A 24,957-nucleotide genomic window follows, 5' to 3' on the forward strand; every position below is an offset into this window, starting at 1 on the left:
CGAGCAGCGGCTCGTCGGCCTCGACGCTGTCGCCGACCGACTTCAGCCAGCGGGTGACGGTGCCCTCGGTGACGGACTCGCCGAGCGCGGGCAGGACCACGTCGGTGCCCTCGGCGGAGCCGCCGCCCGAGGTGGCCTCGGCCGTCGGAGCCGGGGCCGGGGCGGCCTGCTCGGTGGAGGGGGCGGCCGGCGCGGGCTCGGGGGCCGGCTCGGCGACCTGCTGGGCCTGCGGGGCGGCCTCGGCGGCCGGGGCGGCCTCGGCGGCCGGGGCGCCGGAGCCGTCGTCGATCAGGGCCAGCTCGGCACCGACCTCGACCGTCTCGTCCTCGGCGACCTTGATGGAGGACAGCACGCCGGAGGCGGGGGCCGGGATCTCGGTGTCGACCTTGTCGGTCGAGACCTCGAGCAGCGGCTCGTCGGCCTCGACGCGCTCACCCTCGGCCTTGAGCCAACGGGTGACGGTGCCCTCGGTGACGCTCTCGCCGAGCGCCGGAAGGGTTACGGAAACCGCCATGGTTTCGGTTGCTCCTTACGAATTGCGGAAGTCTGTGTCGTCGCGCCCAGTGACCGAGGGAAGGTCAGTCGTGGGAGTGCAGCGGCTTGCCGGCCAGCGCCAGGTGGGCCTCGCCGAGCGCCTCGTTCTGCGTCGGGTGGGCGTGGATGAGCTGGGCCACCTCGGCGGGCAGAGCCTCCCAGTTGTAGATCAGCTGGGCCTCGCCGACCTGCTCGCCCATACGGTCGCCGACCATGTGGACGCCGACCACGGCACCGTCCTTGACCTGGACGAGCTTGATCTCGCCCGCGGTCTTCAGGATCTTGCTCCTGCCGTTGCCGGCCAGGTTGTACTTCAGGGCGACGACCTTGTCCGCGCCGTAGATCTCCTTGGCCTTGGCCTCGGTGATGCCGACGGAGGCGACCTCGGGGTGGCAGTACGTCACCCGCGGGACACCGTCGTAGTCGATCGGGACGGTCTTCAGACCGGCCAGCCGCTCCGCCACCAGGATGCCCTCGGCGAAGCCGACGTGCGCGAGCTGGAGGGTCGGGACCAGGTCACCGACGGCCGAGATGGTCGGCACGTTGGTGCGCATGTACTCGTCGACCAGGACGTAGCCGCGGTCCATGGCGACCCCGGCCTCCTCGTAGCCCAGGCCCTGCGAGACCGGGCCGCGGCCGATGGCGACGAGCAGGATCTCGGCCTCGAACTCCTTGCCGTCGGCGAGGGTGACCTTCACGCCGTCCTGGGTGTACTCGGCCTTCTCGAAGAAGGTGCCCAGGTTGAACTTGATGCCCCGCTTGCGGAAGGCGCGCTCCAGCAGCTTGGAGCTGTTCTCGTCCTCGACCGGCACGAGGTGCTTGAGGCCCTCGATGATCGTGACGTCGGTGCCGAAGGACTTCCACGCCGAGGCGAACTCGACGCCGATGACGCCGCCGCCCAGGATGATCGCGGACTTCGGCACGCGGTCCAGGACGAGGGCGTGGTCGGAGGAGATGATCCGGTTGCCGTCGATGTCCAGGCCCGGCAGCGACTTCGGCACGGAGCCGGTCGCCAGCAGGACGTGACGGCCCTGGATGCGCTGACCGTTGACGTCCACCGAGGTCGGGGAGGACAGCCGGCCCTCACCCTCGATGTAGGTCACCTTGCGCGAGGCGATCAGACCCTGCAGGCCCTTGTACAGCCCCGAGATCACCTCGTCCTTGTACTTCTGGACGGCCGGTACGTCGATGCCCTCGAAGGTGGCCTTCACGCCGAACTGCTCGCTCTCGCGGGCCTGGTCGGCGATCTCGCCCGCGTGCAGCAGGGCCTTGGTGGGGATGCAACCCTTGTGCAGGCAGGTGCCGCCGACCTTGTCCTTCTCGATCAGGGCGACGTCCAGACCCAGCTGCGCCCCGCGCAGGGCCGCGGCGTAACCACCGCTGCCACCGCCGAGGATCACTAGGTCGAAAACGGTGCTGGCGTCGTTCGCCACGTCACGTCCTCCATGCATGTGCGCCACCGGTCGTCGGTGACCGGCTGGCGGCTGGTGTCCGGCCGCTCGTTCTTCGGCCCTTGGTCGGGGCCCTGTCCTGCCGAGCCCCATCTTCGCACCTGTGCGGGGCGAACGAGACGTGGGGCCGGGGTGTGAGACGCCCCACGTTCCTTCGAGGGGGACGGCGGGCCGACGCCGTCGGGGCGCGGGGCCGTGCCGATCCGCGGCTTCGCCGCGTGGGCGCGACGGGCCACGACGGACCCGCGCGCGCACGGTCACCCGCGCCCCGGACTCGTGGGCGCCCCTAGCCCAGGTCGCCCGCGGCCGCCAGCTCGGCGACCCGCACCAGCGTCCGCACCGCCGTACCCGTGCCGCCCTTCGGCGTGTACCCGAACGGACCGCCCTCGTTGAAGGCCGGACCCGCGATGTCCAGGTGCGCCCAGGTGATGCCCTCGCCGACGAACTCGCGCAGGAACAGGCCGGCCACCAGCCCGCCGCCCATCCGCTCGCCCATGTTGGCGATGTCGGCGGTCGCCGAGTCCATGCCCTTGCGCAGGTGCTCCGGCAGCGGCATCGGCCACGCCGGCTCGCCGACCTCCTCCGCCGCCTCGTGCACCGCGGCCCGGAACGCGTCGTCGTTCGCCATGATCCCGTACGTACGGCTGCCCAGCGCGAGCATCATCGCGCCGGTCAGGGTCGCCACGTCGATGATCGCGTCGGGCTTCTCCTGCGAGGCCGCCCACAGGGCGTCGGCGAGGACGAGACGGCCCTCGGCGTCGGTGTTGAGGACCTCCACCGTCTTGCCGCTGTACATGCGCAGCACGTCACCCGGGCGGGTGGCGGAGCCGGACGGCATGTTCTCGGCCAGCGCCAGCCAGCCGGTGACGTTGACGTCGAGGCCGAGACGCGCGGCGGCGACGACCGCGGCGAACACGGCGGCGGCACCGGCCATGTCGCACTTCATCGTCTCGTTGTGCCCGGCCGGCTTCAGCGAGATGCCGCCCGAGTCGTAGGTGATGCCCTTGCCGACGAAGGCGAGGGACTTCGTCGCCTTGGACGAGGTGTACGACAGCTTCACCAGCCGGGGCCCCGACGCCGAGCCGGCGCCGACGCCGAGGATGCCGCCGTAGCCGCCCTTGGCCAGCGCCTTCTCGTCGAGCACCTGCACCTTGATGCCGTGCTCCTTGGCGGCTGCCTGCGCGATCGCCGCGAACGCCTCAGGGTTCAGGTCGTTCGGCGGGGTGTTGACCAGGTCGCGGGCGCGGTTCAGCTCCTCGGCGACGGCGGCGGCGCGCTCGATCGCCGCCTTGTACGCCTTGTCGCGGGGCTTGCCGCCGAGCAGCGCGGCCTCGGCGAGCGGCGCCTTGCCGTTCTTCGCCTTCGCGGAGCCCTGCGCCTGACGGCCGTTCTCCTTGTACGCGTCGAAGGAGTACGCGCCGAGCAGCACGCCCTCACCGACGACGCCGGCGTCGGCGGCCTCGGTCAGCGGCAGCGCGAAGACGGCCTTCTTGGCGCCGGCGAGCGCGCGGGCGGCCGCACCGGCGGCACGGCGCAGCGCCTCGGCGTCGAAACCGGCGTCCTTCTCGGGCTCGGCGCCCAGGCCCACCGCCACCACGACGGGGGTCTTGAAGCCGGACGGCGCGGGCAGCTTCGTCACCTCGCCCTCGGCACCGGAGGCACCGAGGGTCTCCAGCACGTCGGCGAGCCTGCCGTCGTACGCGTTGTCCACGGCCTCGGCGCCCGGTGCGACGACGGGGCCGCGGGCGCCCTTGGCGACACCGATCACGATGGCGTCGGCCCGCAGGCCGGGCACCGCTGCGGTGGAGAGAGTGAGAGCAGTCACGGTGGTGAAATCTCGCTTCCGTACGAATTCCTGTATGGCCGAATGCGGGTGGGTCGACCGGGCCCGACAACCGACCCTAGATCCCTCCTGCGATGCGGTCTTCACCCGGGCAGGCAAACACCCGGCACGAGCCTACGCTCGCGTACCCGTCCGCTTCCTCCCGTGCCCCGCGTTTCCCCCACCTCCGGGGGCGCACGAGATCATTGCGGGGCACATCGTCCCCACCCCTGGAGCACGCCCCATGAGACGCCCCGCCCTGCTGACCGCCCTGCTCCTGCTGCTCGCGGGCTGCTCGTCGTCGTCCCCCGACAACGGGCGGGGCGCCGCGGAACCCTGGCGGCCGCGCCCCGGCACCGCCTGGCAGTGGCAGCTCAGCGGCAGGCTCGACACCACCGTCGACGTGCCGGTCTACGACATCGACGGCTTCGACCACACCGCGGCCACGGTGGCCTCCCTGCACGACGACGGCCGCAAGGTCGTCTGCTACGTGTCCACCGGCGCCTGGGAGGACTTCCGCCCCGACGCGGCGGACTTCCCCGAGTCGGTGCTGGGCGAGGGCAACGGCTGGGAGGGCGAACGCTGGCTGGACATCCGGGCGACGGACGTCCTGGAGCCCCTGATGGCGGAACGACTCGACATGTGCCGCGACAAGGGCTTCGACGCCGTCGAGCCGGACAACATGGACGGCTACGAGAACGAGACCGGTTTCCCGCTCACCGCCGGCGACCAGCTCCGCTACAACCGGCTGATCGCGAAGCTCGCCCACGACCGGGGCATGGCCGTCGGCCTGAAGAACGACCTCGACCAGATCCCGGAGCTGGTGGACGACTTCGACTTCGCGGTCAACGAGCAGTGCGCCCAGTACGGCGAGTGCGCCGACAACGAGCCGTTCATCGACGCGGACAAGGCCGTCTTCCACGTCGAGTACGAGCTGCCGACCGACCGTTTCTGCGCCGACTCCCGTGAGCTGCGGCTGAGTTCGATGCTGAAGAGGTACGAACTGGGGGCGTGGCGCGAGGCCTGCTGAGCGTCAGCCCAGCGCCGAGACGACCAGCGCGGCCGTGGCCGCCGCCTCCGCGACCCCGCCGAAGACGTCACCGGTGACCCCGCCGAAGCGGCGGAGGCAGTGCCGCAGCAGCAGTTCGGCGACGGCGACGGCGCACAGCACGGCGAGCGCCGTCCGGAGCGCGTCGTGCGTCCCGAGGGCCGCGCCCACCGCCGCCCCGGCCGCCGTGACGGCGACGGCCGCGCCCAGTGCCCCGCCCACCGGGACCACCCCGGCGACCGCGGCGCCCAGCCCCTCCGGGCGCGCGGCAGGGACCCCGGCCCGGGCGGCCAGGGTGAGCGCCAGCCGGGCGGCGGTCGCCGAGACCACGGCGGCGAGCGCGCCCCGCGCCCAGGAGCCGTCGTACGCCTGCGCCAGCGCGGCCACCTGGGCCAGCAGCACGAGGACGAGGGTGATCACGCCGAACGGACCGATGTCCGACTGCTTCATGATGCGCAGCGCGTCCTCGGCGGGCTTCCCGCTGCCCAGCCCGTCCGCGGTGTCGGCCAGCCCGTCCAGGTGCAGCCCCCGGGTGAGGACGGCGGGCACGGCGACGGTGGCGACCGCGGCGAGCAGGCCGCCGGCGCCGAGGAACAGCAGCACGAGTCCGGTGGCGGCGGCAGCGGCCCCTACGACCAGACCGGCCAGCGGGGCGCACAGCATGCCGCCGCGCGCCGCCCCGCGGTCCCAGCGGGTCACCCGGACCGGGAGCACGGTGAGGGTGCCGAACGCGAACCGGAGGCCGTGGAGGGAGGGGGTCCTGAGCACCGGCGCAGACTACCCGGCGGTCACCGGGGCGCTTCCGGGGCTCGGGGATAAAGTTCACATATGGGAGATTGGTGGCAGCGGAACATCGTCGAACCGGGCAAGCTGCCGCTGCTCCTCGCCCTCGGCGCCTTCGTGCTGACGTTCGTGATCACCCGGATCGTGACCCGCCTGATCCGGGCGGGCAAGGGTCCGTTCGGGAACGTCGAGGCGGGCGGGGTCCACATCCACCACGTGGTTCCCGGGATCGTCCTCACCGTCGTCGGCGGCTTCGGCGCGGTCGCCGGCGGCGGGCACGGGTTCGGATCCGCCCTCGCGGCGGTGCTCTTCGGCGTCGGGGCGGGGCTCGTCCTGGACGAGTTCGCGCTGATCCTGCACCTCGACGACGTCTACTGGACCGAGGCCGGCCGCAAGAGCGTGGAGGTCGTGGTGATCACCGCGGCCCTGGTCGGCCTGGTCCTCGCCGGGTTCACGCCGTTCGGCGTCGACAACCTGTCCCAGGACGAGCTGCAGGACCGCGCCAACGTCATCGCGACCGTGGCGGGCAACTTCCTCTTCTCCCTCCTCGCCCTGGCCAAGGGCAAGACCCGCCTCGCGGTCTTCGGCGTGATCGTCCCGCTCGTCGCCCTGGTCGGCGCCGTCCGCCTGGCCCGTCCCGGCTCCTTCTGGGCCCGCCGCTTCTACGGCCGCCGCCCGCGCGCCCGCGCCAAGTCCCGCCTGCGCGCCTACCACCACGACCGCCGCTGGTCCGGCCCGCGCCGCACCCTCCAGGACTGGATCGGCGGCCGCCCGGACCCGCCGCGGCCCTGAGCGGGCGCGGGGTGCCTGCGGCGGCCTGTGCGGGTGTGGTGGGGGTGCGGGGTGCCTGCGGCGCCTGTGCGGCTCCGGTGGTGGTGCGGGGTGCCTGCGGCGGCCCGTGCGGCTTTGGTGGGGGTGCGCGTAGCGCGGTGCGTGGTCTGTGGGTCGGGGCCGCGTCGGGGGGTGTCCGTCCTCGGAACGGCGCGGAATCGGGTACTGACCAGCAGGCGGGGCGTTGACGCGCCAACCGCTGCGGGCGGACACCCCCCGACACGTCCCCTTCCCGCCGTACGCGACTGACCCGCCGTCGCACCACGCCGCCCGGCTGCGGGCAGCCGCCATACGCTGCCGTCCTAGCTGGGGGCAGTCGCCGTGCCGCCGCCGCTGCGGGCAGTCGTGCCTCCCCCGCCGCCCCGGCTGCGGGCAGTCGCCGTGCCGTCGTAGCTGCGGGCAGTCGTGCCGCTGGGGCGGCACGGGTGGGCGCAGCGGCACCCCGGCAGCGCCGGGCCGCGCGACCCACCCCGCATCCACCCCCACGCCGGGCACCCCGGCAGCGCCGGGCCACGCGACCCACCCCGCTCCACACCCCGCAGCGCCGGACCGCACCGGCCCGTTCACTCGCCCCCGTCGGAGACCTCCGGCAGCTCCGCCGCCAGCGCCGCCGCGGCCTGCACCAGTGGCAGCGCCAGCAGACCCCCCGCGCCCTCGCCCACCGTCACGCCCTGCGCGAGCAGCGGCTCCAGCGCCATCCGGTCCAGCGCCTTCGCCTGCCCCGGCTCCCCGCTGTCGTGCGCCGCCAGCCACCAGTCCGGCGCCCGGAACGCCACCCGCTGGCCCACCAGCGCGCACGCCGCGGCCACCACGCCGTCCAGGATCACCGGCACCTTCCGCACCGCACTCTGCAGCAGGAAGCCCGTCATCGCGGTGAGGTCGGCGCCGCCCACCGTCGCCAGCAGCTGCAACTGGTCCCCGAGCACCGGCCGCGCCCGCCGCAGCGCGTCCCGGATCGCCGCGCACTTGCGCATCCACGCCAGGTCGTCGATGGCCAGCCCGCCCCGGCCGGTGACGACCGACGCGTCCGTCCCGCACAGCGCCGCGACCAGTACGCCCGCCGCCGTCGTCCCGCCCACGCTCACATCGCCGAGCACCACCAGGTCCGTACCGGAGTCGGCCTCCTCGTCGGCCACCGCCACCCCGGCCCGGAAGGCGGCCTCGGCCTCCTCCGGGGTCAGCGCGTCCTCGATGTCGATGCGTCCGCCGCCGCGCCGCACCCGGTGCTTCACGACCTCCGCCGGCAGCGTCTCCGGGTCGCAGTCCAGCGCCATGTCGACGATGCGCACGGGCACGCCCAGGCGCCGCGCGAGCACGGACACGGGCCGCCCGCCCTCCAGCACCTCGCGCACCAGGTCGGCCGCGCCGCCCGCGGGCCGTGCCGACACGCCCAGCTCGGCGACCTTGTGGTCACCGGCGAAGAGCACCACCCGGGGCCGTTCGACCGGCCGCACCGGCACGGCGGACTGCGCCGCGGCCAGCCACTCACCCAGGTCGTCCAGCCGGCCCAGCGCCCCGGGCGGCACGACCTGACGCTCCCGGCGTGCCTCGGCGTCGCGGCGCACCCCGCCGTCGGGGCGCTCGATCAGATCGGTGAAGTCGTCGAGATTCAGCGAGCTCATTCGCCGAACAGTACCGGCCCCGGCCGAACGCCACGGAGGTCACATCCGCACCGCGCCGGACCGGCGGCGTTGCCCTCCGGATCGCCATCCCCTACGTAACGTTTTGCGATGGATTGTCGTACGTCCTCCTCCACCTGTCGGGAGCCGCCCATGTCCGCGCACTCCGCCTCCTCGGTGCCGTCTCCCGTACCGCCGGTGCCTCCCGTCCCCCTCTACGGCCCGCACCGCGCGGACTGTCCCTGGTGCGGCTCCCGGCGGCTGCGCTCCCGGCCCGGCCGTGGGAACCCGCGGCAGGGCGCGCCCGCCCGCTCCGTCCTCGACCGGTGCCGGGACTGCCGGCACACCTTCCGCAACCCCCTGCTCGCGCCCCGGCCCGGCCACCCGGCCGTCCGGGCCGGGGTCCGCCTCAGACACGCCCTGGCCGCCCGCGCGGTGCTCCGCCACTGCCCCGAACCCGAGAGCTGGCTGGACGTGGGCACCGGCGACGCCGGCTTCCCCCGGGCGGCGCGGAAGTACTTCCCGTACACCTCGTTCGACGGCGTGGACCCCACGCACCGCGTCCTGCGGGCCCGCGCGGCCGACCGCGTCGAGGAGGCGTACGTCGGCCGGCTGACGGACCGGCACATCGCCGCCCGCCTCCGTGCCCGCTACGACGTCGTCAGCCTCTTCCAGCACCTGGAACGCGTCCCCGACCCGCGCGCCGAACTGCGCGCCGCCCTCCACGTGCTGCGCCCCGGCGGCCATCTGCTCCTCGACGTCGCCGACCCGCGCCGCCTGTTCGCCCTGCCGCCGGGCACGTCGCAGCCGGTGGGCCTGCGCGCCGAGCTGGAGGCCCGCGGCTGCACGGTCCTCACCGGCGAGCGCGCCCCCCGTCTCGTCGCCCGCAAAGGGCCGTCAGCCCCGTAGCACCAGCGCCTGGCCCGCCACCACCAGCAGCACCTGTTCGCACTCGTCGGCGAACGCCGCGTTCAGCCGCCCGAGTTCGTCCCGGTAGCGGCGGCCCGACGCGGTGGCCGGCACGATGCCCGACCCCACCTCGTTCGACACGGCGACGACGGTGCGCCGGGTGGCGCGCACCGCCTCCGTCAGCTGCCGCACCCGGTCCCTCAGAGCCCGTTCCCCGCCGTCGGCCCACTCCGCGTCGTCCCACGCGCCGACGGCGTCCATCGCGTCCGTCAGCCACAGCGACAGGCAGTCGACGAGCAGCGGCGGTCCGTCGTCCTTGAGCAGCGGGACCAGGTCGCAGGTCTCGACGGTGCGCCACGAGCCCGGCCGCCGCTCGCGGTGCGCCGAGACCCGCGCCGCCCACTCGGTGTCCCCGCCCCGGGAGCCGCCGGTGGCCACGTACAGCACGTCCGGGAAGGACGCCAGCCGGCGCTCGGCCTCCACCGACTTCCCCGACCGGGCCCCGCCCAGCACCAGCGTGCGCCGCGGCACGTCGGGCACGTCCTCGTACACCCCCGCCACCAGCGTCGTCCCGTCCGGCACCGCCCGCGCCCCCGCCGCCGACAGCCGCCGCGCCAGCTCCCGGCCCGGCGGCACGTCGTGGCCGAGGTGGACGGCGACGACATCGGTCGTCGGCCCCGCCGCGCCCACCGCCCGCAGTCTCGCCAGCGCGTCCGGGCGCCCCATGACGTCCGCGAGGACCAGGTCGTAGGGCTCGGCGGGCTCCTCCAGTCCGGCCGGGGCCCCGCCCGGCGGCAGGTACAGCAGCCGCTGTCCGTCCGGCCCGGTCACGGCGTACCCGGTGCCCGGCGCGTCCATCGCCACCGCCCGCACCCGGTGCCCCGTCAGCAACGCCAGTTCCCGCCCGTCCGGCACCCGCCCCGGCTGCGGCAGCCCGGCCGGCACCTCCACGGCGGGGCCGTCGTGCGGGTGGGACAGCAGCACCTGCCGCACACCGCCCAGGGAGTGCCCGGCGCGCGCGGCGGCGAACGCGGCACCGGGCGTCAGGTCGAGGAGCAGCGCCCCGTCCACCAGCAGCGCGGTCGCCGCGCGCGCGTTCTCGCCCTGCGCCGCGGCACACGCCGCGCAGGGACAGTCGGGGCGGGGGAGTCCCGCGGGGGCACCGGTGCCGAGCAGAGTCACGTCCACGCCCCGATTTTCGCCGGTCACCCCCCGGCGTGCGCGCCCGAGGCCCCCGAGGGGCGCGGCCGGCCCCCGGAGACCTCCCCGGGCCTTCTACGACACGCCCGGTTCACCGCATAGGCTGCCACCGGGCGCCGGACCAAGATCCGGCTTCCGCTCTGCATGTGCTCACATCTTGGAGGCGTACATGGCGGCATGGACGTGGCGGTTCGAGACGACCGGCGGGACGGAGGTCCAGCCCGCGGTGCAGCCCGAGGAGTTCACCACGCAAGGGGACGCCGAGTCCTGGATCGGGGAGCACTGGAAGGACCTCAAGGAGGGCGGCACGGACCAGGTCCGGCTGTTCGAGGACTCCACGGAGATCTACGGGCCGATGAGCCTGCACGCCGAGGACGCCTGACCGGGCGCCGGGGGAGGGGGCGGCCACGACGGGGCCGCCCCCTCCCGCGTCACTGCTCGCCCAGCGTCACCTCGACGGTGCGCTCGTCGCCGTCGCGGGTGTACGTCACCTTCGTGCGGTCGCCCGGCCGCATCGACGCCAGGGCCTCGGAGAGCGAGGTGATCGTGGTGATCCCCGAGTCGCCCAGCCCGGTGATGACGTCCCCGACGCGCAGGCCCGCCCGGTCCGCGGCGCCCCCCTCGACGACGCTGACGACCGCCGCACCGGCGGGACGGTAGGAGTCGTCGACGACCGTGCGCGCGGTGATGCCGAGCGCGGCCCGTCCCGAGTCGGTGACCTTGCCGTCCCGGACGATCTGGCCGGCGATCGTCTTCACCGTCGACGACGGGATCGCGAACCCGATGCCGGGCGCCGCGCTGTCGCCGAGGCCGGGGTCGGTCGCGGCGAGCGTCGGGATGCCGATGACCCGGCCGTCGAGGTTGACCAGGGCGCCGCCGCTGTTGCCGGGGTTGATGGCCGCCGAGGTCTGCACCATGCCGGCGATGGTCGCACCCGTGCCGCCTCCGCCGCGGCCCTCGGTGACGGTCCGTCCGGTCGCCGACACGATGCCCTGCGTCACGCTGGACGACAGCCCGAGCGGCGAGCCCATCGCCAGCACGATCTGTCCGACCTGGACCTTCGAGGAGTCCTCGAACCCGGCCGCCTTCACCCCGGCGGGCACCTCGTCCAGCTTGACGACCGCGAGGTCCTGCTCGGGGTAGGAGGAGACGAGCCGCGCGGTCAGCGGGTCCTCGCTGTGGGCGGTGGTGACCCGGAAGGCCGTCCGGTCCCCGACGACGTGGGCGTTGGTGACGACGTGGCCCCGGTCGTCGTACACGACCCCCGAGCCCAGGTCGTCCCCCGCCTGGATCTGCACGACCGAGGGCAGGACGTCCTTGATCACCCGCTGGTAGTCGGCCTGCAGGTCGTCGAGCGCGGCCGGTGCGACGGCCCGGGCCGTGGCGGCCTTTCGCCCGCTGCCGGCACCGGTCTCCGACCCGGCGTCCGGACCGGCAGCGGAACAGCCGGTGACGAGCAGCAGGGAAGACGCCAGCGCGGCGACGGGGGCACGGGACCGGGGCGCACGGGCAGGGGAGACGTCCATGCCCCGAGTCTCACGGCGGCTTCGACGTCCTGCTTCCGCACCGCACCCGAACGAGCGCCGCCGGAGGGACTACCCCCGCACCCCGCACAGGTGCAGCAGTGCCGCGACCCCGCGGTACGGGTCCGTCCGTCCGGCCCGTTCCTCGACGGCCAGCAGCGTCTCGGGGTCGTCCGGGGGCGCCGCCCCGTCGGCCGCCGTGTCCGTGAAGACCCGGACGCCGTACCAGGCGTGCAGCGGGGCGCCGATGCCCGCGAGCCTGGCCGTCAGCGTCGCCAGCCGGTCCGCGCGGACGTCCAGGCCGAGACGGTTCCTGTAGGCCGTGGTGTCGAACGCCGCGAGCGCGCCGGCCCAGTCGCCGTGCAGGCCCGGGCGCATGGCGAGCGCGTCCCCGTTGCGCACGAGCAGCGACAGCAGGCCGCCCGGGGCGAGCATGCGGGCCAGCCCGGCCAGGAGCGGGTCGGGCTCCTCGACGTACATCAGCACGCCGTGGCACAGCACCACGTCGAAGCTGCCCGGCAGGAAGTGCACGCCGGTGTCCCGGCCGTCGCCCTCGATGATCCGCATCCGCTCCCGGATGCCCTCCGGCTGGCCCGCCAGGGCCTCACGCGCCGCCGCGATCATCGTGGCGTCCCGCTCCAGGCCGGTCACCTGGTGCCCGGCCCGTGCCAGCCGCAGCGCCTGGGTGCCCTGCCCCATGCCGACGTCGAGCACCCGCAGCCGCCTGCCGACCGGGAAGCGGCCGACTATCTGCTCGTCGAGCTGCCGGGCCACCAGCTCCTGCCGTACGACGTCCCGCAGACCGCCCAGCCCGTCCAGCCAGGCATCGGCCGCGCCCCCGGTGAACGGCGTGGTGCTCAGGGCCGCTCCCCGCGCTTGACCTGCGGCTTGGGCAGCCGGAGCCGGCGCATCTGCAGGGAGCGCATCAGCGCGTAGGCGACCGCGCCGCGCCGGCGGTCGTCGGGGAAGCGCTCGGCGAGGCGCTTCTTCAGCCGGAAGCCGGTGACGAGCGAGTCGAGCACGATCAGCACGATCACGATCAGCCACAGCAGCAGCGCGATGTTCTGCAGCGACGCCACGCGGACCATGCTCAGCACGAGGATGACCACGGCCATGGGCAGGAAGTACTCGGCGATGTTGAACCGCGAGTCGATGAAGTCGCGCGCGAACTTGCGGACCGGGCCCTTGTCGCGGGCCGGCAGGTACCGCTCGTCACCGCTCGCCAGCGCCTGGCGCTGCCGCTCCAGCGCGGAGCGGCGCTCCTCGCGCTGACGCTTGGCGGCCTCCTTGCGCGTCATCTGGGTGTTGGCGACGCTGCGGCGCTGGGACTGGGCCTGGCTGCGCTTGGGCGTGGGCCTGCCCTTCGGGGCCTGGGGGTCGCGGGGCTGCTTGGAGACGGTCACCGGCGCCTTGACGGCGTTCGGGGCCTTCTCTTCCTTGGCACGGCTACGGAACACAAAACCCAAGGGTACGGGGTGGGGGAGTGTGGACCCAGGCCCGGTGGGGAACGATCCGGCAACGCCAGTCGTCAGTAAGGGGACAGAGGGGACGTCGCGTACGGCCCGGGGCCCGGGCGCCGGGACGTCCCCCCGGGGGAGCACCTACTCCCTACGCCGGACCGGGGGAGCGGGCAGTCGTCCTTGGGGATGAGCGCATCCGCCCCCGGACAGTGCGGTAATGGATGCAGGGCCCGTACTGTGGGTTCTGTTGCAGTCGCTGGAGCTGGAGTCGGCCAGAAGGGGGCGCGCGAAGCCCATGAGCGGTGTCATGAAGCGTATGGGGATGATCTTCCGCGCGAAGGCCAACAAGGCCCTTGACCGGGCCGAGGACCCGCGCGAGACCCTCGATTACTCGTACCAGAAACAGCTTGAGCTGCTGCAGAAGGTGCGCCGCGGCGTCGCCGACGTGGCGACCAGCCGCAAGCGCCTGGAGCTCCAGCTCAACCAGCTCCAGTCCCAGTCGTCCAAGCTGGAGGACCAGGGCCGCAAGGCGCTCGCGCTGGGCCGCGAGGACCTGGCCCGCGAGGCGCTGTCCCGCCGCGCCGCGCTCCAGCAGCAGGTGACGGACCTGGAGACGCAGCACGCCACCCTCCAGGGCGAGGAGGAGAAGCTCACCCTCGCGGCCCAGCGCCTCCAGGCCAAGGTGGACGCCTTCCGCACGAAGAAGGAGACCATCAAGGCCACCTACACGGCGGCCCAGGCGCAGACCCGCATCGGGGAGGCGTTCTCCGGCATCTCCGAGGAGATGGGCGACGTGGGCCTGGCGATCCAGCGGGCCGAGGACAAGACCGCCCAGCTCCAGGCGCGGGCCGGTGCCATCGACGAGCTGCTCGCCTCCGGCGCCCTGGACGACCAGTCCGGCATGCACAAGGACGACATCCAGGCCGAGCTGGACCGGCTCTCCGGTGGTACGGATGTGGAGCTGGAACTGCAGCGCATGAAGGCCGAGCTGGCCGGCGGCAGCGCCGCCGACCGCCAGGCCATCGAGGGCGGCCAGGGCCAGTCGCAGCCGCAGCAGCAGCCGCAGGACACCCCGCGTTTCGACAAGCAGTAGCCCACGCCGAGGAGGGCGTCATGATCGTGAGGATCATGGGGGAGGGGCAGGTGACGCTGGCCGACGGCCGCCTCGCCGAGCTGAACAAGCTGGACGACGAACTCCTCGCCGAGATGGAGAACGGCGACGGCCCCGGTTTCCGCGCGACCCTCCAGGCCCTGCTGGCCAGGGTCCGCGAGCTGGGCGAGCCGCTGCCGGACGACTCCCTGGAGCCGTCGGACCTGATCCTCCCCTCCCCGGACGCCACCCTGGAGGAGGTCCGCGGACTCCTGAGCGACGACGGCCTGATCCCGGACGGTTCCTGACGGCACCCGCGCGGAACGCCGGGCACCGTCACGCCGTCCGGCACCCTGGCGAGGCCGGGCACCGTCAGCCCGTCCGGCGTTCGAGGACGAGGCCCGTCCAGGGCCGGAGCGGGGTCCGGGGGCGCAGCCCCCGCGTCGCCCGGCGGATCGCCGGGTGCCGCACGCGCCGGCGCCCGCCCCGCTACCGTGAACACGCGTGAGCACCCTCGCCCGCGCCCGCTGCCGCCTGGGCGCACACCCCTCGGCCCTGGACGCGGCCCTCGCGGCGGCCGTCCTCGTGTGCATGGTGGCCGGCTCCTTCGCCGACCCGCACGGCCCCGACGGCGTCACCTGGGGCGTACGCGCCCCCGACCCGTTCAGCCTGCTGCTCATGGTCCTCGGCGCCGCCGCGCTCGTCCTGCGCCGCCGTGCCCCGCTGGCGGTCCTCGCGTTCACCGGCTGCCTCTCGGTCGTCGAGTGCGTCACCGGCGACCCCCGCGCCCCCGTCGTCATGTCCGCCGTCGTCGCCCTCTACACCGTCGCCGCCACCACCGACCGCACCACCACCTGGCGGGTCGGCCTGCTCACCACGACCGTGCTGACCGGCGCCGCCATGCTGGCCGGCCCCCTGCCCTGGTACGCGCAGGACAACCTCGCCGTCTTCGCCTGGACCGGCATCGGCGCCACCGCCGGGGACGCCGTCCGCAGCCGCCGCGCCTTCGTCCGGGCCATCCGGGAGCGCGCCGAGAAGGCCGAGCGGACCCGCGAGGAGGAGGCCCGCCGCCGCGTCGCCGAGGAACGGCTGCGCATCGCCCGCGACCTGCACGACGTCGTCGCCCACCACATCGCCCTCGTCAACGTCCAGGCCGGCGTCGCCGCCCACGTCATGGACAAGCGGCCCGACCAGGCCAAGGAGGCCCTCGCCCACGTACGGGAGGCCAGCCGGTCCGCGCTGGACGAACTGCGCGCCACCGTCGGCCTGCTCCGCCAGTCCGACGACCCCAGGGCCCCCACCGAACCCGCCCCAGGCCTGGACCGCCTCGACGAACTCGTCGCCACCTTCCGCCACGCGGGCCTGCGCGTCGAGGTGGCCCGCGCCGACCAGGGCACCACCCTGCCCACCGCCGTCGGCCTGGCCGCCTACCGGATCATCCAGGAGGCCCTGACCAACGTGCAGAAGCACGCCGGGCCGCGGGCGAAGGCCGAGGTCAGCATCGTCCGGGTGGGACCCGACATCGAGATCACCGTCCTCGACGACGGCGCCGGCGAGACGGCGGCCCCCGCCGCCGGAGGCGGACACGGGCTGCTCGGCATGCGCGAGCGCGTCACCGCCGTACGCGGCGCCCTCACCACCGGCCCCCGCTACGGAGGCGGCTTCCGGGTGCATGCGATCCTTCCCGTCAAAAGCCGTGACGACGCCGCGAAGGATGCCGTATGACGATCCGTGTCCTGCTCGCCGACGACCAGGCGCTGCTGCGCAGCGCCTTCCGGGTGCTCGTCGACTCCGAGCCCGACATGGAGGTGGTGGGGGAGGCGTCCGACGGCGCCGAGGCGGCCCGGCTGGCCGCCGAGCACCGGCCCGACGTGGTGCTGATGGACATCCGGATGCCCGGCACGGACGGTCTCGCCGCCACCCGCGCGATCAGCGCCGACCCCGCCCTCGCCCATGTCCGCGTGGTCATACTGACCACCTTCGAGGTCGACGACTACGTGGTGCAGTCGCTGCGCGCCGGCGCCTCCGGCTTCCTCGGCAAGGGCTCGGAGCCGGAGGAGCTGCTGAGCGCGATCCGCGTCGCGGCCGGCGGCGAGGCACTGCTGTCCCCGACCGCCACCAAGGGGCTCATCGCCCGCTTCCTCGCCCAGGAGGGCAGCGCGGACGACGCGGTCCGCGACCCCGCCCGCGCCCGGAAGCTGGACTCGCTGACCGTGCGGGAGCGCGAGGTGCTGGTGCAGGTGGCCGGCGGGCACTCCAACGACGAGATCGCCGAGCGGCTGGAGGTCAGCCCGCTCACGGTGAAGACGCACGTCAACCGGGCGATGGCCAAGCTGGGCGCCCGCGACCGGGCTCAGCTGGTGGTCATCGCGTACGAGTCCGGGCTGGTACGTCCGAGGGTGGAGTGATCCCCGCCCGGCCGTACTGCGGCGGGAGTATGCGCCGGATAAGGAAATGGACCTGGGGCCTAGGGAACCGGGGCCGTCCATGGCCCAGGGTGTGAGGTGGGCGCTCAGGTGTGCCCTTCCTCCGCTCGGCCACAGAAGAGAGACCCTGATCCATGTCCTGGCTGTCGAGATTCAGCCTCGCGCAACGGGCCCTGATAGGCCTGATGTCGATCGTCGCGCTCGTCTTCGGCGCGATCGCCGTCCCCCAGCTCAAGCAGCAGCTGCTGCCCACCATCGAACTGCCCATGGTGTCCGTGCTGGCGCCGTACCAGGGCGCTTCGCCCGACGTGGTCGAGAAGCAGGTCGTCGAACCGATCGAGGACAGCCTCGAAGCGGTCGACGGCGTCTCGGGCATCACCTCCACGGCCAGCGAGGGCAACGCCGTGATCATGGCGTCCTTCGACTACGGCAACGGCACGCAGCAGCTCGTCGCCGACGTGCAGCAGGCCGTCAACCGGGCCCGCGCCCAGCTCCCGGACGGCGTGGACCCGCAGGTCATCTCCGGCTCGACGGACGACATCCCCACCGTCGTCCTCGCCGTCACCTCGGACAAGGACCAGCAGGCCCTGGCCGACCAGCTCGACAAGACGGTCGTGACGGAGCTGAAGGACATCGACGGGGTCGCCCAGGTCGTGGTCGACGGCGTGCGGGACCTCCAGGTCACCGTCACCCCCGACCGGGCGAGGCTCGCCGAGGCCGGCGTGAGCCCGATGGCGCTCACCCAGTCCCTCCAGGCGGGCGGCGCGACCGTCCCGGCCGGCTCGTTCGACGAGGGCGGCGCCAACCGCACCGTCCAGGTCGGCGGCGGCTTCACCTCGCTGGAGCAGATCCAGGACCTGATGGTCACCGGTGAGGGCGTGAAGAAGCCGGTGCGCCTCGGTGACGTGGCCACCGTCGAGGAGGAGGAGGCCAGGGCCGACTCCCTCACCCGCACCAACGGCAGGCCGAGCCTCGCCGTCGCCGTCACCATGGACCACGACGGCAGCGCGGTCGCCATCTCCGACGCGGTCGAGGACAAGCTGCCCGAACTGCGCGAGCAGCTCGGCTCCGGCGCGACCCTGACCGTCGTCAGCGACCAGGGCCCGGCGGTCTCCAAGGCCATCTCGGGCCTCACCACGGAGGGCGGGCTCGGTCTGCTCTTCGCCGTCCTCGTCATCCTGGTGTTCCTGGCGTCGATCCGCTCCACCCTGGTCACCGCGGTCTCCATCCCGCTGTCGGTGGTGCTGGCGCTGATCGTGCTGTGGACGCGCGACCTGTCGCTGAACATGCTCACGCTGGGCGCGCTCACCATCGCCATCGGCCGCGTCGTCGACGACTCGATCGTGGTCCTGGAGAACATCAAGCGGCACCTCGGCTACGGCGAGGAGCGCCAGGAGGCCATCCTCCGGGCCGTCCGCGAGGTCGCCGGAGCGGTCACCTCCTCCACCCTCACCACCGTCGCCGTGTTCCTGCCGATCGGTCTGGTCGGCGGCATGGTCGGCGAGCTGTTCGGCTCCTTCAGCCTGACCGTCACCGCCGCGCTGCTGGCGTCCCTGCTGGTGTCGCTGACGGTCGTGCCGGTGCTGTCGTACTGGTTCCTGCGCCCGCCGAAGGACACCCCCGAGGACCCCGAGGAGGCCCGCCGCCTGGCCGAGGAGAAGGAGGCGAAGAGCCGCCTCCAGCGTTTCTACGTCCCGGTCCTGCGCTTCGCCACCCGCCGCCGCCTGACCAGCGTGGCCATCGCGGTCGTCGTGCTGATCGGCACGTTCGGCATGGCGCCCCTGCTGAAGACGAACTTCTTCGACCAGGGCGAGCAGAAGGTCCTCAGCATCAAGCAGGAGCTGAAGCCGGGCACCAGCCTCGGCGCGACCGACGCCCAGGCCCGGAAGGTCGAGAAGCTGCTCGGCGGGACCGAGGGCGTCAAGGACTTCCAGGTCACCGTCGGCTCGTCCGGCTTCATGGCGGCCTTCGGCGGCGGCACGGACACCAACCAGGCCTCGTACCAGCTGATGCTGGAGGACTCGGCGGACGCCGAGGACGTCCGGGACCGCATCGAGGAGGGGCTCGCGAAGCTCGACGGCATCGGCACCACCACGGTCGCCGCCGGCGACGGTTTCGGCAGCCAGGACCTGAGCGTCGTCGTGAAGGCGGCCGACGCGCAGGTGCTGCGCGAGGCCGCGGAGGAGGTCCGCAAGGCGGTCGCCGGGCTCGACGACGTCACCGACGTCACCAGCGACCTGGCGCAGAGCGTGCCGCGCATCTCGGTCAAGGCGAACGCGAAGGCCGCCGAGGCCGGGTTCACCGACCAGACGCTCGGCGCGGCCGTCGCCCAGGCGGTGCGCGGCACCCCGGTCGCCAAGGCGGTCCTCGGCGACACCGAGCGCGACGTCGTCGTCAGGTCGGCCCAGCCGGCCGCGACGATGGCCCAGCTGAGGGCCCTGGACCTCGGCGCGGTCGAGCTGGGCGACATCGCGACCGTGCGGCTGGTGGACGGCCCGGTGTCGATGACCCGGATCGACGGTCAGCGGGCGGCGACCATCACCGCCAAGCCGACCGGCGACAACACCGGCGCGGTGGGCACGGCGCTCCAGTCGAAGATCGACGGTCTCGACCTGCCGGCCGGCGCCACGGCCGAGATCGGCGGCGTCACCGCCGACCAGGACGACGCGTTCAAGAACCTGGGCCTGGCCATGCTCGCGGCGATCGCGATCGTGTTCATGCTGCTGGTCGGCACCTTCCGGTCGCTGGCCCAGCCGCTGATCCTGCTGGTGTCGATCCCGTTCGCGGCGACCGGCGCGATCGGCCTGCTGATCGCCACGGGCACCCCGATGGGCGTCCCGGCGATGATCGGCATGCTGATGCTGATCGGCATCGTGGTCACCAACGCGATCGTGCTGATCGACCTGATCAACCAGTACCGCAGGCAGGGGCACGGCGTCGTCGAAGCGGTGATCGAGGGTGGCCGGCACCGTCTGCGGCCCATCCTGATGACGGCCCTGGCGACGATCTTCGCCCTGCTGCCGATGGCGCTGGGCGTCACCGGTGAGGGCGGCTTCATCGCCCAGCCGCTGGCGGTGGTCGTGATCGGCGGTCTGATCACCTCGACGCTGCTGACCCTGCTGCTGGTCCCGACGCTCTACGCGATGCTGGAGCTGCGCAAGGAACGGCGCGCGAAGAAGCGGGCGGCGAAGAAGGGCGGCGGCGTGCCGCCGGAGGCGGCGGCCTCGGACGAGCCGGAGCCGGCGAAGGTCTGAGGCGTCCGGAAACGGCTGGGGCCCTGCCCGACACCGAAGGTGGTCGGGCAGGGCCCCAGCCGTGGGAGGCGGCGCGGGCGGGTGGGAGACGCCCTTTACGGCAGCGCCAGCATCCGCTCCAGCGCCAGCTTCGCGAACGCCTCGGTCTCCTTGTCGACCTCGATCCGGTTGACCAGGGTGCCCTCGGCGAGGGACTCCAGCGCCCACACCAGGTGCGGCAGGTCGATGCGGTTCATCGTCGAGCAGAAGCAGACCGTCTTGTCGAGGAAGACGATCTCCTTGCCCTCGGGAGCGAAACGGTTCGCCAGCCGCCGGACCAGGTTCAGCTCGGTGCCGATCGCCCACTTGGAGCCGGCCGGGGCCGCCTCCAGGGTCTTGATGATGTACTCGGTCGAGCCGACGTAGTCCGCCGCGGCCACGACCTCGTGCCGGCACTCGGGGTGGACCAGGACGTTCACGCCCGGGATGCGCTCGCGCACGTCGTTCACCGAGTCGAGGCTGAAGCGGCCGTGCACCGAGCAGTGCCCGCGCCACAGGATCATCTTCGCGGCGCGCAGCTCCTCGGCGGTCAGCCCGCCGTTCGGCCGGTGCGGGTTGTAGACGACGCAGTCCTCCAGGGACATGCCCATGTCGCGCACCGCCGTGTTGCGGCCCAGGTGCTGGTCGGGCAGGAACAGCACCTTCTCGCCCTGCTCGAAGGCCCAGTCCAGGGCCCGCTCGGCGTTGGAGGACGTGCAGATGGTGCCGCCGTGCTTGCCGGTGAACGCCTTGATGTCCGCGGAGGAGTTCATGTACGAGACGGGCACGACCTGCTCGGCGATCCCGGCCTCGGTCAGCACGTCCCAGCACTCGGCGACCTGCTCGGCGGTGGCCATGTCCGCCATGGAGCAGCCGGCCGCGAGGTCGGGCAGGACCACCTTCTGGTCGTCGGAGGTCAGGATGTCCGCCGACTCCGCCATGAAGTGCACGCCGCAGAAGACGATGTACTCGGCCTCGGGGCGCGCGGCCGCGTCCCGGGCCAGCTTGAAGGAGTCGCCCGTGACGTCCGCGAACTGGATGACCTCGTCGCGCTGGTAGTGGTGCCCGAGGACGAAGACCTTGTCGCCGAGCTTCTCCTTGGCCGCACGGGCGCGCGCGACCAGGTCCGGGTCGGAGGGCGAGGGCAGGTCGCCGGGGCACTCCACGCCGCGCTCGCTCCTCGGGTCGGCCTCGCGGCCGAGCAGCAGCAGGGCGAGGGGCGTCGGCTGCACGTCGAGCTCCTGGGGTTGGGCGGTGGTCACGACACGCACCCTTTCTACTTTTCGTCGAACTGACGCTATATATCATAACCGCTTCACGTCACTTTGACGATGCCCATCGTGTCGATGTGACGTGAATCCCGGTCCCCGGGCCGCTGTCCGCGCCGACGGGCATGTGCGAGCATGAGGAGAAGGCCGAGGAACACACCCGGGGATCCGTCCCGGAATGAATCCGCGGCCCCGCCGGTTGGAACCGTCGGCAAGCAGTCTCCGTACAACCCGGGAGAGATGTAGATGTCCGTATCGGACGAGACCACCACCGTCACCGACGGCATCATCCTGACCGACGCCGCCGCGGCCAAGGTCAAGGCCCTGCTCGACCAGGAAGGCCGTGACGACCTGGCGCTGCGCGTCGCCGTCCAGCCCGGCGGCTGCTCCGGCCTGCGCTACCAGCTCTTCTTCGACGAGCGTTCGCTCGACGGCGACGTCGTGAAGGACTTCGGCGGGGTCAAGGTCACCACCGACCGCATGAGCGCCCCGTACCTGGGCGGCGCCACCATCGACTTCGTGGACACGATCGAGAAGCAGGGCTTCACGATCGACAACCCGAACGCGACGGGCTCCTGCGCCTGCGGCGACTCCTTCAGCTGAGCCGCGGATCATCGTGCGAAGGGCGGCGGCCCGGGGTTCCTCCCCGGGCCGCCGCCCTTTTCCGCCGTTCTTCTCCGTCTTCCCCGCCCCTCCGTCTTCTCCGTCCTTCCGCCGTCCGCGCCGGTGGGCGTCAGCGGCCGCCGGACGGCGCCGGGAGCCGCGCGCCCGGCCTGAACGCCGGGATCTCCTTGCCGTCCGTCCCCACGACCTCACGGTCGCCGAGCGGCTTGCCGAGCGTCACCGTCCGCTCGTACTCCTCGGCGATCAGGATGCAGACCCGGTCCGGATGCGGGGTCTCGGTCACCGCGACCGTCACCCGCCCCGCGTCCTCCCTCGCCGTCGCGTCGTAGTCGGAGCACACCCCGCCGGTGAAGTGCACGGTCAGCTCGGTGCCCTCGGCCGTCCAGCCGCTCACCCGCACGTCGCGGGGCGACGCCGGGGCCGAGGCCGACGCGCCGGACGGGGACGGGGCGGTGGGGGCCAGGTACTTCGGGTCGACCGCCGGATACGTCACCGTGAAGGTGTCCTCGGCGCCCGGCGCGCGCACCTCGAACAGCCAGGACGGCACCAGCGCCTGCCGCCCCCGCACCGGGTGCGCGGCCAGTCCGAACACCGCTTCGCGGACCGTGAGCGTCTGCCGGTCCGACGACCGCGGCCCGTCCGGCTTCCCGGGCGCGCCCGTCGCCGTCGAGGGCTCGCAGGGCCCCTGCTCCGTGCCCTCCTCCAGCGGTACCGGACCCGTGCAGCCGCCGATGCCGGCCCGGGGGCCGCCGCCCGGCGAGTTCAGCAGCGCCAGCGTCTCCTTCGCGTCCAGGACCGGGTACGTGTCCCCCTTGACCGGCTCCTTCAGCTGTCCGCTGCCGCCGACCACCTCGCCCCGCGCGCCGACGACCACGCCGGTCGTCCAGCCGTAGGTCGGCAGCCCGCCGACCTCGGGTTCGGCGTTCACGGCCCGCCGGGCCCCCATGACCTGGCTCGCGTCCAGCTCGGCGTCGTCCTGGCCCAGCGCCTTCAGCACCGGCGCCGCCGCCTTCTTCGCGGTCGCCTCGTCCACCGGTGCCCCGTCGGCGGACGGGGCCTCGCACACGGCGCCCTTCCGGCAGTTGTCGGTGCCGGGCGTGTAGCGCTGGAACGTCCAGGTCCCCGGCGCCTGCCGGCCCACCGTGAGCAGCGGGCCCGCGCCGTCCCCGGCGTTGCCGGCCTTCCAGGCCCCGCCCTGGAGCCGCGGTGCCCCGTCGATGCCGAGGGCCTTCGCCAGGCGGGCCACCTCCGCCTCGCCGACCTCGCCCTCCGCCCGGTACACGGGCGCCGAGCCGGGTCCTCCGGGGAGCGGGCCGTCGGCGCGGTAGACGACCCCGTACGGGTCGGGCTCGCCGGGCGCGATGCCGTTCGTGCCGCCGCCGTCCGGGCCGCCCGGGGACGGTGTCCCGTGGTCGTCGAGGGCGAGCGGCGGGGGAGTGCCGCCGCCCGGCGCCCCCGACGACGTACCGCCGTCCGAGCCGCCGGAGGCGGACGCGGCCAGGTACGCCCCGCCGGCCCCCATGAGCAGCACGGCGGTGACGGAGGCGACGACGGCCGCCCGGGGACGTCGCCGCGCGGAACGCCCGGTGCCCGCCTCGCCGGCGGCGGGGGCGTCGTCGTTGTCGGGTCGCTCGGTGTTCACCGCATCGCTCCTTCGGCTGTTGCTGGGGACAGCGATGGGACGCGGTGGGGGAGGATCCGGTTCCCGTCGGCGGCACGGGTCACCCGAACGGCCGCGGGAGCACCGGACGGGTGGGTCCTAGTCGCCGTAGTCCGACATCGCCTCCAGCAACCGGGCCGACGTCCCCGGCACCCGTACGCCGTGGATCAGCGACAGGGGGACGGGACGGGCCGGGTCCCGTGCGGGCGGCGACCAGCGCGGAACCATCCGGGCGCAGTCGCCGCGCAGCGACGCCAGATCGCCCTCCAGGTCGGCCGGGGCGGGTGCGACGGTCCTCGGGTTCGTCATAACGGAACCGTAGGCACGTTCCGGACGGCGTAGGAAGTTCTACTATCGGGTAGTTTTGCCCGCTTCGGAGTCGGGGTGCCGCCGGGTAGCGTGAACTGTCAACCCCGCCTCCCCTCAGGAGAGAGTCCACGCCGTGCGCATCGCAGTCACCGGCTCCATCGCCACCGACCACCTCATGACCTTCCCCGGCCGCTTCTCCGACCAGCTCGTCGCGGACCAGCTGCACACGGTCTCGCTCTCCTTCCTGGTCGACCAGCTCGACGTGCGCCGGGGCGGCGTCGCGGCGAACATCGCCTTCGGCATGGGCCAGCTCGGCACCCGGCCGATCCTGGTCGGCGCGGCCGGCTCGGACTTCGACGAGTACCGGGCCTGGCTGGAGCGGCACGGCGTCGACACCGACTCGGTGCGCATCTCCGAGACCCTGCACACCGCCCGCTTCGTCTGCACGACCGACGCCGACCACAACCAGATCGGCTCCTTCTACACGGGCGCGATGAGCGAGGCCCGCCTGATCGAGCTGAAGACCGTCGCCGACCGCGTGGGCGGCCTCGACCTGGTCTCCATCGGCGCCGACGACCCGGAGGCGATGCTCCGCCACACCGAGGAGTGCCGCGCGCGGAACATCCCCTTCGCCGCCGACTTCTCCCAGCAGATCGCCCGGATGAACGGCGACGAGATCCGGATACTGCTGGACGGGGCGACCTACCTCTTCTCCAACGAGTACGAGAAGGGACTCATCGAGACCAAGACCGGCTGGACGGACGAGGAGATCCTCGCCCGCGTCGGCCACCGGGTCACCACCCTCGGCGCGCGGGGCGTGCGGATCGAGCGGGCCGGCGAGGAGACCGTCGAGGTCGGCGTCCCGGACGAGGAGCGCAAGGCCGACCCGACGGGCGTCGGCGACGCCTTCCGGGCGGGCTTCCTGTCGGGACTGGCCTGGGGAGTGACCCTGGAACGGGCGGCGCAGGTCGGCTGCATGCTGGCGACCCTCGTCATCGAGACGGTCGGCACGCAGGAGTACCAGCTGCGGCGGGGGCACTTCATGGAACGGTTCACCAAGGCGTACGGGGACGAGGCGGCCGCCGAGGTCCAGGCGCACCTGGGCTGATCCCCGGACGGCCTCCGCCC

At 73.5% G+C, this 24,957-nt stretch carries 23 protein-coding genes; 11 read left to right on the plus strand and 12 right to left on the minus strand.

All coding sequences use genetic code 11. The features are described 5' to 3' along the window. From ACZ4V6_RS16250 to ACZ4V6_RS16260, 3 genes are all read right to left on the minus strand, one after another. A partial coding sequence (locus ACZ4V6_RS16250) for a biotin/lipoyl-containing protein (RefSeq protein ID WP_467827410.1) occupies positions 1–514 on the minus strand: 514 nt, incomplete at its 3' end. Between the two features lie 64 nt (positions 515–578). After that, positions 579–1,967: a dihydrolipoyl dehydrogenase gene (lpdA, locus tag ACZ4V6_RS16255; RefSeq protein ID WP_467827413.1), complete on the minus strand. Its 1,389-nt coding sequence runs from the start codon at positions 1,965–1,967 to the stop codon at positions 579–581. Between the two features lie 304 nt (positions 1,968–2,271). Next, positions 2,272–3,810: a leucyl aminopeptidase gene (locus ACZ4V6_RS16260; RefSeq protein ID WP_467827415.1), complete on the minus strand. Its 1,539-nt coding sequence runs from the start codon at positions 3,808–3,810 to the stop codon at positions 2,272–2,274. Positions 3,811–4,051: 241 nt separating this feature from the next. On the opposite strand from ACZ4V6_RS16260, the gene ACZ4V6_RS16265 reads away from it, so the two are divergent. Further along, positions 4,052–4,837, plus strand: a complete 786-nt coding sequence (locus ACZ4V6_RS16265) for an endo alpha-1,4 polygalactosaminidase (protein ID WP_467827418.1) — start codon at positions 4,052–4,054, stop codon at positions 4,835–4,837. Between the two features lie 3 nt (positions 4,838–4,840). On the opposite strand, the gene ACZ4V6_RS16270 is transcribed toward ACZ4V6_RS16265, so the two are convergent. Then, the gene (locus tag ACZ4V6_RS16270; RefSeq protein WP_467827421.1) at positions 4,841–5,623 is read right to left on the minus strand and encodes an adenosylcobinamide-GDP ribazoletransferase; all 783 of its coding nucleotides are present in this window, start codon (positions 5,621–5,623) and stop codon (positions 4,841–4,843) included. A 60-nt stretch (positions 5,624–5,683) separates the two neighbouring features. Here ACZ4V6_RS16270 and ACZ4V6_RS16275 point away from each other — a divergent pair, with 60 nt between their 5' ends. Then, positions 5,684–6,430, plus strand: coding sequence for a hypothetical protein (locus tag ACZ4V6_RS16275; RefSeq protein ID WP_467827424.1), 747 nt, complete (start codon positions 5,684–5,686; stop codon positions 6,428–6,430). A gap of 602 nt (positions 6,431–7,032) precedes the next feature. On the opposite strand, the gene cobT is transcribed toward ACZ4V6_RS16275, so the two are convergent. Beyond that, entirely contained in the window at positions 7,033–8,091 is a 1,059-nt protein-coding gene (gene cobT, locus ACZ4V6_RS16280) for a nicotinate-nucleotide--dimethylbenzimidazole phosphoribosyltransferase (protein ID WP_467827427.1), read from the minus strand. Between the two features lie 150 nt (positions 8,092–8,241). Between cobT and ACZ4V6_RS16285 the strand changes: the two genes are divergently transcribed. After that, a complete protein-coding gene (locus ACZ4V6_RS16285; RefSeq protein ID WP_467827429.1) occupies positions 8,242–8,997 on the plus strand; it encodes a class I SAM-dependent methyltransferase in 756 nt (251 codons plus the stop codon). On the opposite strand, the gene ACZ4V6_RS16290 is transcribed toward ACZ4V6_RS16285, so the two are convergent. Beyond that, the gene (locus tag ACZ4V6_RS16290) at positions 8,986–10,185 is read right to left on the minus strand and encodes a bifunctional adenosylcobinamide kinase/adenosylcobinamide-phosphate guanylyltransferase (protein WP_467827432.1); all 1,200 of its coding nucleotides are present in this window, start codon (positions 10,183–10,185) and stop codon (positions 8,986–8,988) included. The genes ACZ4V6_RS16285 and ACZ4V6_RS16290 overlap by 12 nt on opposite strands. A 181-nt stretch (positions 10,186–10,366) precedes the next feature. Between ACZ4V6_RS16290 and ACZ4V6_RS16295 the strand changes: the two genes are divergently transcribed. Then, positions 10,367–10,579: a hypothetical protein gene (locus ACZ4V6_RS16295; protein ID WP_467827434.1), complete on the plus strand. Its 213-nt coding sequence runs from the start codon at positions 10,367–10,369 to the stop codon at positions 10,577–10,579. A 49-nt stretch (positions 10,580–10,628) separates the two neighbouring features. On the opposite strand, the gene ACZ4V6_RS16300 is transcribed toward ACZ4V6_RS16295, so the two are convergent. The 3 genes from ACZ4V6_RS16300 to ACZ4V6_RS16310 all read right to left on the minus strand — a co-directional run bounded on the left by ACZ4V6_RS16300 (position 10,629) and on the right by ACZ4V6_RS16310 (position 13,252). Continuing rightward, on the minus strand, positions 10,629–11,723 hold the full coding sequence (locus tag ACZ4V6_RS16300) for a S1C family serine protease (protein ID WP_467827436.1): 1,095 nt from the start codon (positions 11,721–11,723) through the stop codon (positions 10,629–10,631). A gap of 69 nt (positions 11,724–11,792) precedes the next feature. Continuing rightward, the gene (locus ACZ4V6_RS16305; RefSeq protein WP_467827439.1) at positions 11,793–12,494 is read right to left on the minus strand and encodes a class I SAM-dependent methyltransferase; all 702 of its coding nucleotides are present in this window, start codon (positions 12,492–12,494) and stop codon (positions 11,793–11,795) included. 83 nt (positions 12,495–12,577) lie between these two features. Continuing rightward, a complete protein-coding gene (locus ACZ4V6_RS16310; protein WP_467828238.1) occupies positions 12,578–13,252 on the minus strand; it encodes a DUF3043 domain-containing protein in 675 nt (224 codons plus the stop codon). A 235-nt stretch (positions 13,253–13,487) separates the two neighbouring features. Here ACZ4V6_RS16310 and ACZ4V6_RS16315 point away from each other — a divergent pair, with 235 nt between their 5' ends. The 5 genes from ACZ4V6_RS16315 to ACZ4V6_RS16335 all read left to right on the plus strand — a co-directional run bounded on the left by ACZ4V6_RS16315 (position 13,488) and on the right by ACZ4V6_RS16335 (position 19,950). Then, on the plus strand, positions 13,488–14,273 hold the full coding sequence (locus ACZ4V6_RS16315) for a PspA/IM30 family protein (RefSeq protein WP_467827441.1): 786 nt from the start codon (positions 13,488–13,490) through the stop codon (positions 14,271–14,273). 20 nt (positions 14,274–14,293) lie between these two features. Next, a complete protein-coding gene (pspAA, locus tag ACZ4V6_RS16320; protein WP_467827444.1) occupies positions 14,294–14,578 on the plus strand; it encodes a PspA-associated protein PspAA in 285 nt (94 codons plus the stop codon). A 196-nt stretch (positions 14,579–14,774) separates the two neighbouring features. Further along, positions 14,775–15,995 carry a sensor histidine kinase gene (locus ACZ4V6_RS16325; protein WP_467827446.1) on the plus strand — a complete coding sequence of 407 codons (1,221 nt, stop codon included), beginning with the start codon at positions 14,775–14,777 and terminating at the stop codon, positions 15,993–15,995. Beyond that, entirely contained in the window at positions 15,992–16,678 is a 687-nt protein-coding gene (locus ACZ4V6_RS16330) for a response regulator (RefSeq protein WP_467827449.1), read from the plus strand. Before ACZ4V6_RS16325 ends, ACZ4V6_RS16330 begins: the two co-directional genes overlap by 4 nt. A gap of 152 nt (positions 16,679–16,830) precedes the next feature. Next, positions 16,831–19,950 (plus strand): efflux RND transporter permease subunit, encoded by a 3,120-nt coding sequence (locus ACZ4V6_RS16335; RefSeq protein ID WP_467827452.1) that lies wholly within the window; start codon positions 16,831–16,833, stop codon positions 19,948–19,950. Positions 19,951–20,045: 95 nt separating this feature from the next. On the opposite strand, the gene nadA is transcribed toward ACZ4V6_RS16335, so the two are convergent. Beyond that, complete coding sequence (gene nadA / locus ACZ4V6_RS16340) at positions 20,046–21,230, minus strand: quinolinate synthase NadA (RefSeq protein ID WP_467827454.1); 1,185 nt, start codon at positions 21,228–21,230, stop codon at positions 20,046–20,048. Positions 21,231–21,482: 252 nt separating this feature from the next. Between nadA and ACZ4V6_RS16345 the strand changes: the two genes are divergently transcribed. Further along, positions 21,483–21,839, plus strand: a complete 357-nt coding sequence (locus ACZ4V6_RS16345) for an iron-sulfur cluster assembly accessory protein (RefSeq protein WP_030405042.1) — start codon at positions 21,483–21,485, stop codon at positions 21,837–21,839. A 130-nt stretch (positions 21,840–21,969) separates the two neighbouring features. Here ACZ4V6_RS16345 and ACZ4V6_RS16350 read toward each other — a convergent pair whose 3' ends face one another. Continuing rightward, positions 21,970–23,502 carry a hypothetical protein gene (locus tag ACZ4V6_RS16350; protein WP_467827457.1) on the minus strand — a complete coding sequence of 511 codons (1,533 nt, stop codon included), beginning with the start codon at positions 23,500–23,502 and terminating at the stop codon, positions 21,970–21,972. A gap of 117 nt (positions 23,503–23,619) precedes the next feature. Next, complete coding sequence (locus tag ACZ4V6_RS16355; RefSeq protein ID WP_467827460.1) at positions 23,620–23,829, minus strand: hypothetical protein; 210 nt, start codon at positions 23,827–23,829, stop codon at positions 23,620–23,622. A gap of 133 nt (positions 23,830–23,962) precedes the next feature. Here ACZ4V6_RS16355 and ACZ4V6_RS16360 point away from each other — a divergent pair, with 133 nt between their 5' ends. Continuing rightward, on the plus strand, positions 23,963–24,937 hold the full coding sequence (locus ACZ4V6_RS16360) for a carbohydrate kinase family protein (RefSeq protein WP_467827461.1): 975 nt from the start codon (positions 23,963–23,965) through the stop codon (positions 24,935–24,937). Positions 24,938–24,957: the final 20 nt, after the last annotated feature.

This window comes from Streptomyces sp. NPDC029152 (genome assembly GCF_055564355.1).

Coding starts and splice junctions, on each gene's coding strand:
- ACZ4V6_RS16265 (WP_467827418.1), top strand. CDS start 4,052: ATGAGACGCCCCGCCCTGCTGACCGCCCTGCTCCTGCTGCTCGCGGGC.
- ACZ4V6_RS16275 (WP_467827424.1), top strand. CDS start 5,684: ATGGGAGATTGGTGGCAGCGGAACATCGTCGAACCGGGCAAGCTGCCG.
- cobT (WP_467827427.1), bottom strand. CDS start 8,091: ATGAGCTCGCTGAATCTCGACGACTTCACCGATCTGATCGAGCGCCCC.
- ACZ4V6_RS16285 (WP_467827429.1), top strand. CDS start 8,242: ATGTCCGCGCACTCCGCCTCCTCGGTGCCGTCTCCCGTACCGCCGGTG.
- ACZ4V6_RS16295 (WP_467827434.1), top strand. CDS start 10,367: ATGGCGGCATGGACGTGGCGGTTCGAGACGACCGGCGGGACGGAGGTC.
- ACZ4V6_RS16300 (WP_467827436.1), bottom strand. CDS start 11,723: ATGGACGTCTCCCCTGCCCGTGCGCCCCGGTCCCGTGCCCCCGTCGCC.
- ACZ4V6_RS16315 (WP_467827441.1), top strand. CDS start 13,488: ATGAAGCGTATGGGGATGATCTTCCGCGCGAAGGCCAACAAGGCCCTT.
- pspAA (WP_467827444.1), top strand. CDS start 14,294: ATGATCGTGAGGATCATGGGGGAGGGGCAGGTGACGCTGGCCGACGGC.
- ACZ4V6_RS16330 (WP_467827449.1), top strand. CDS start 15,992: ATGACGATCCGTGTCCTGCTCGCCGACGACCAGGCGCTGCTGCGCAGC.
- ACZ4V6_RS16335 (WP_467827452.1), top strand. CDS start 16,831: ATGTCCTGGCTGTCGAGATTCAGCCTCGCGCAACGGGCCCTGATAGGC.
- ACZ4V6_RS16345 (WP_030405042.1), top strand. CDS start 21,483: ATGTCCGTATCGGACGAGACCACCACCGTCACCGACGGCATCATCCTG.
- ACZ4V6_RS16355 (WP_467827460.1), bottom strand. CDS start 23,829: ATGACGAACCCGAGGACCGTCGCACCCGCCCCGGCCGACCTGGAGGGC.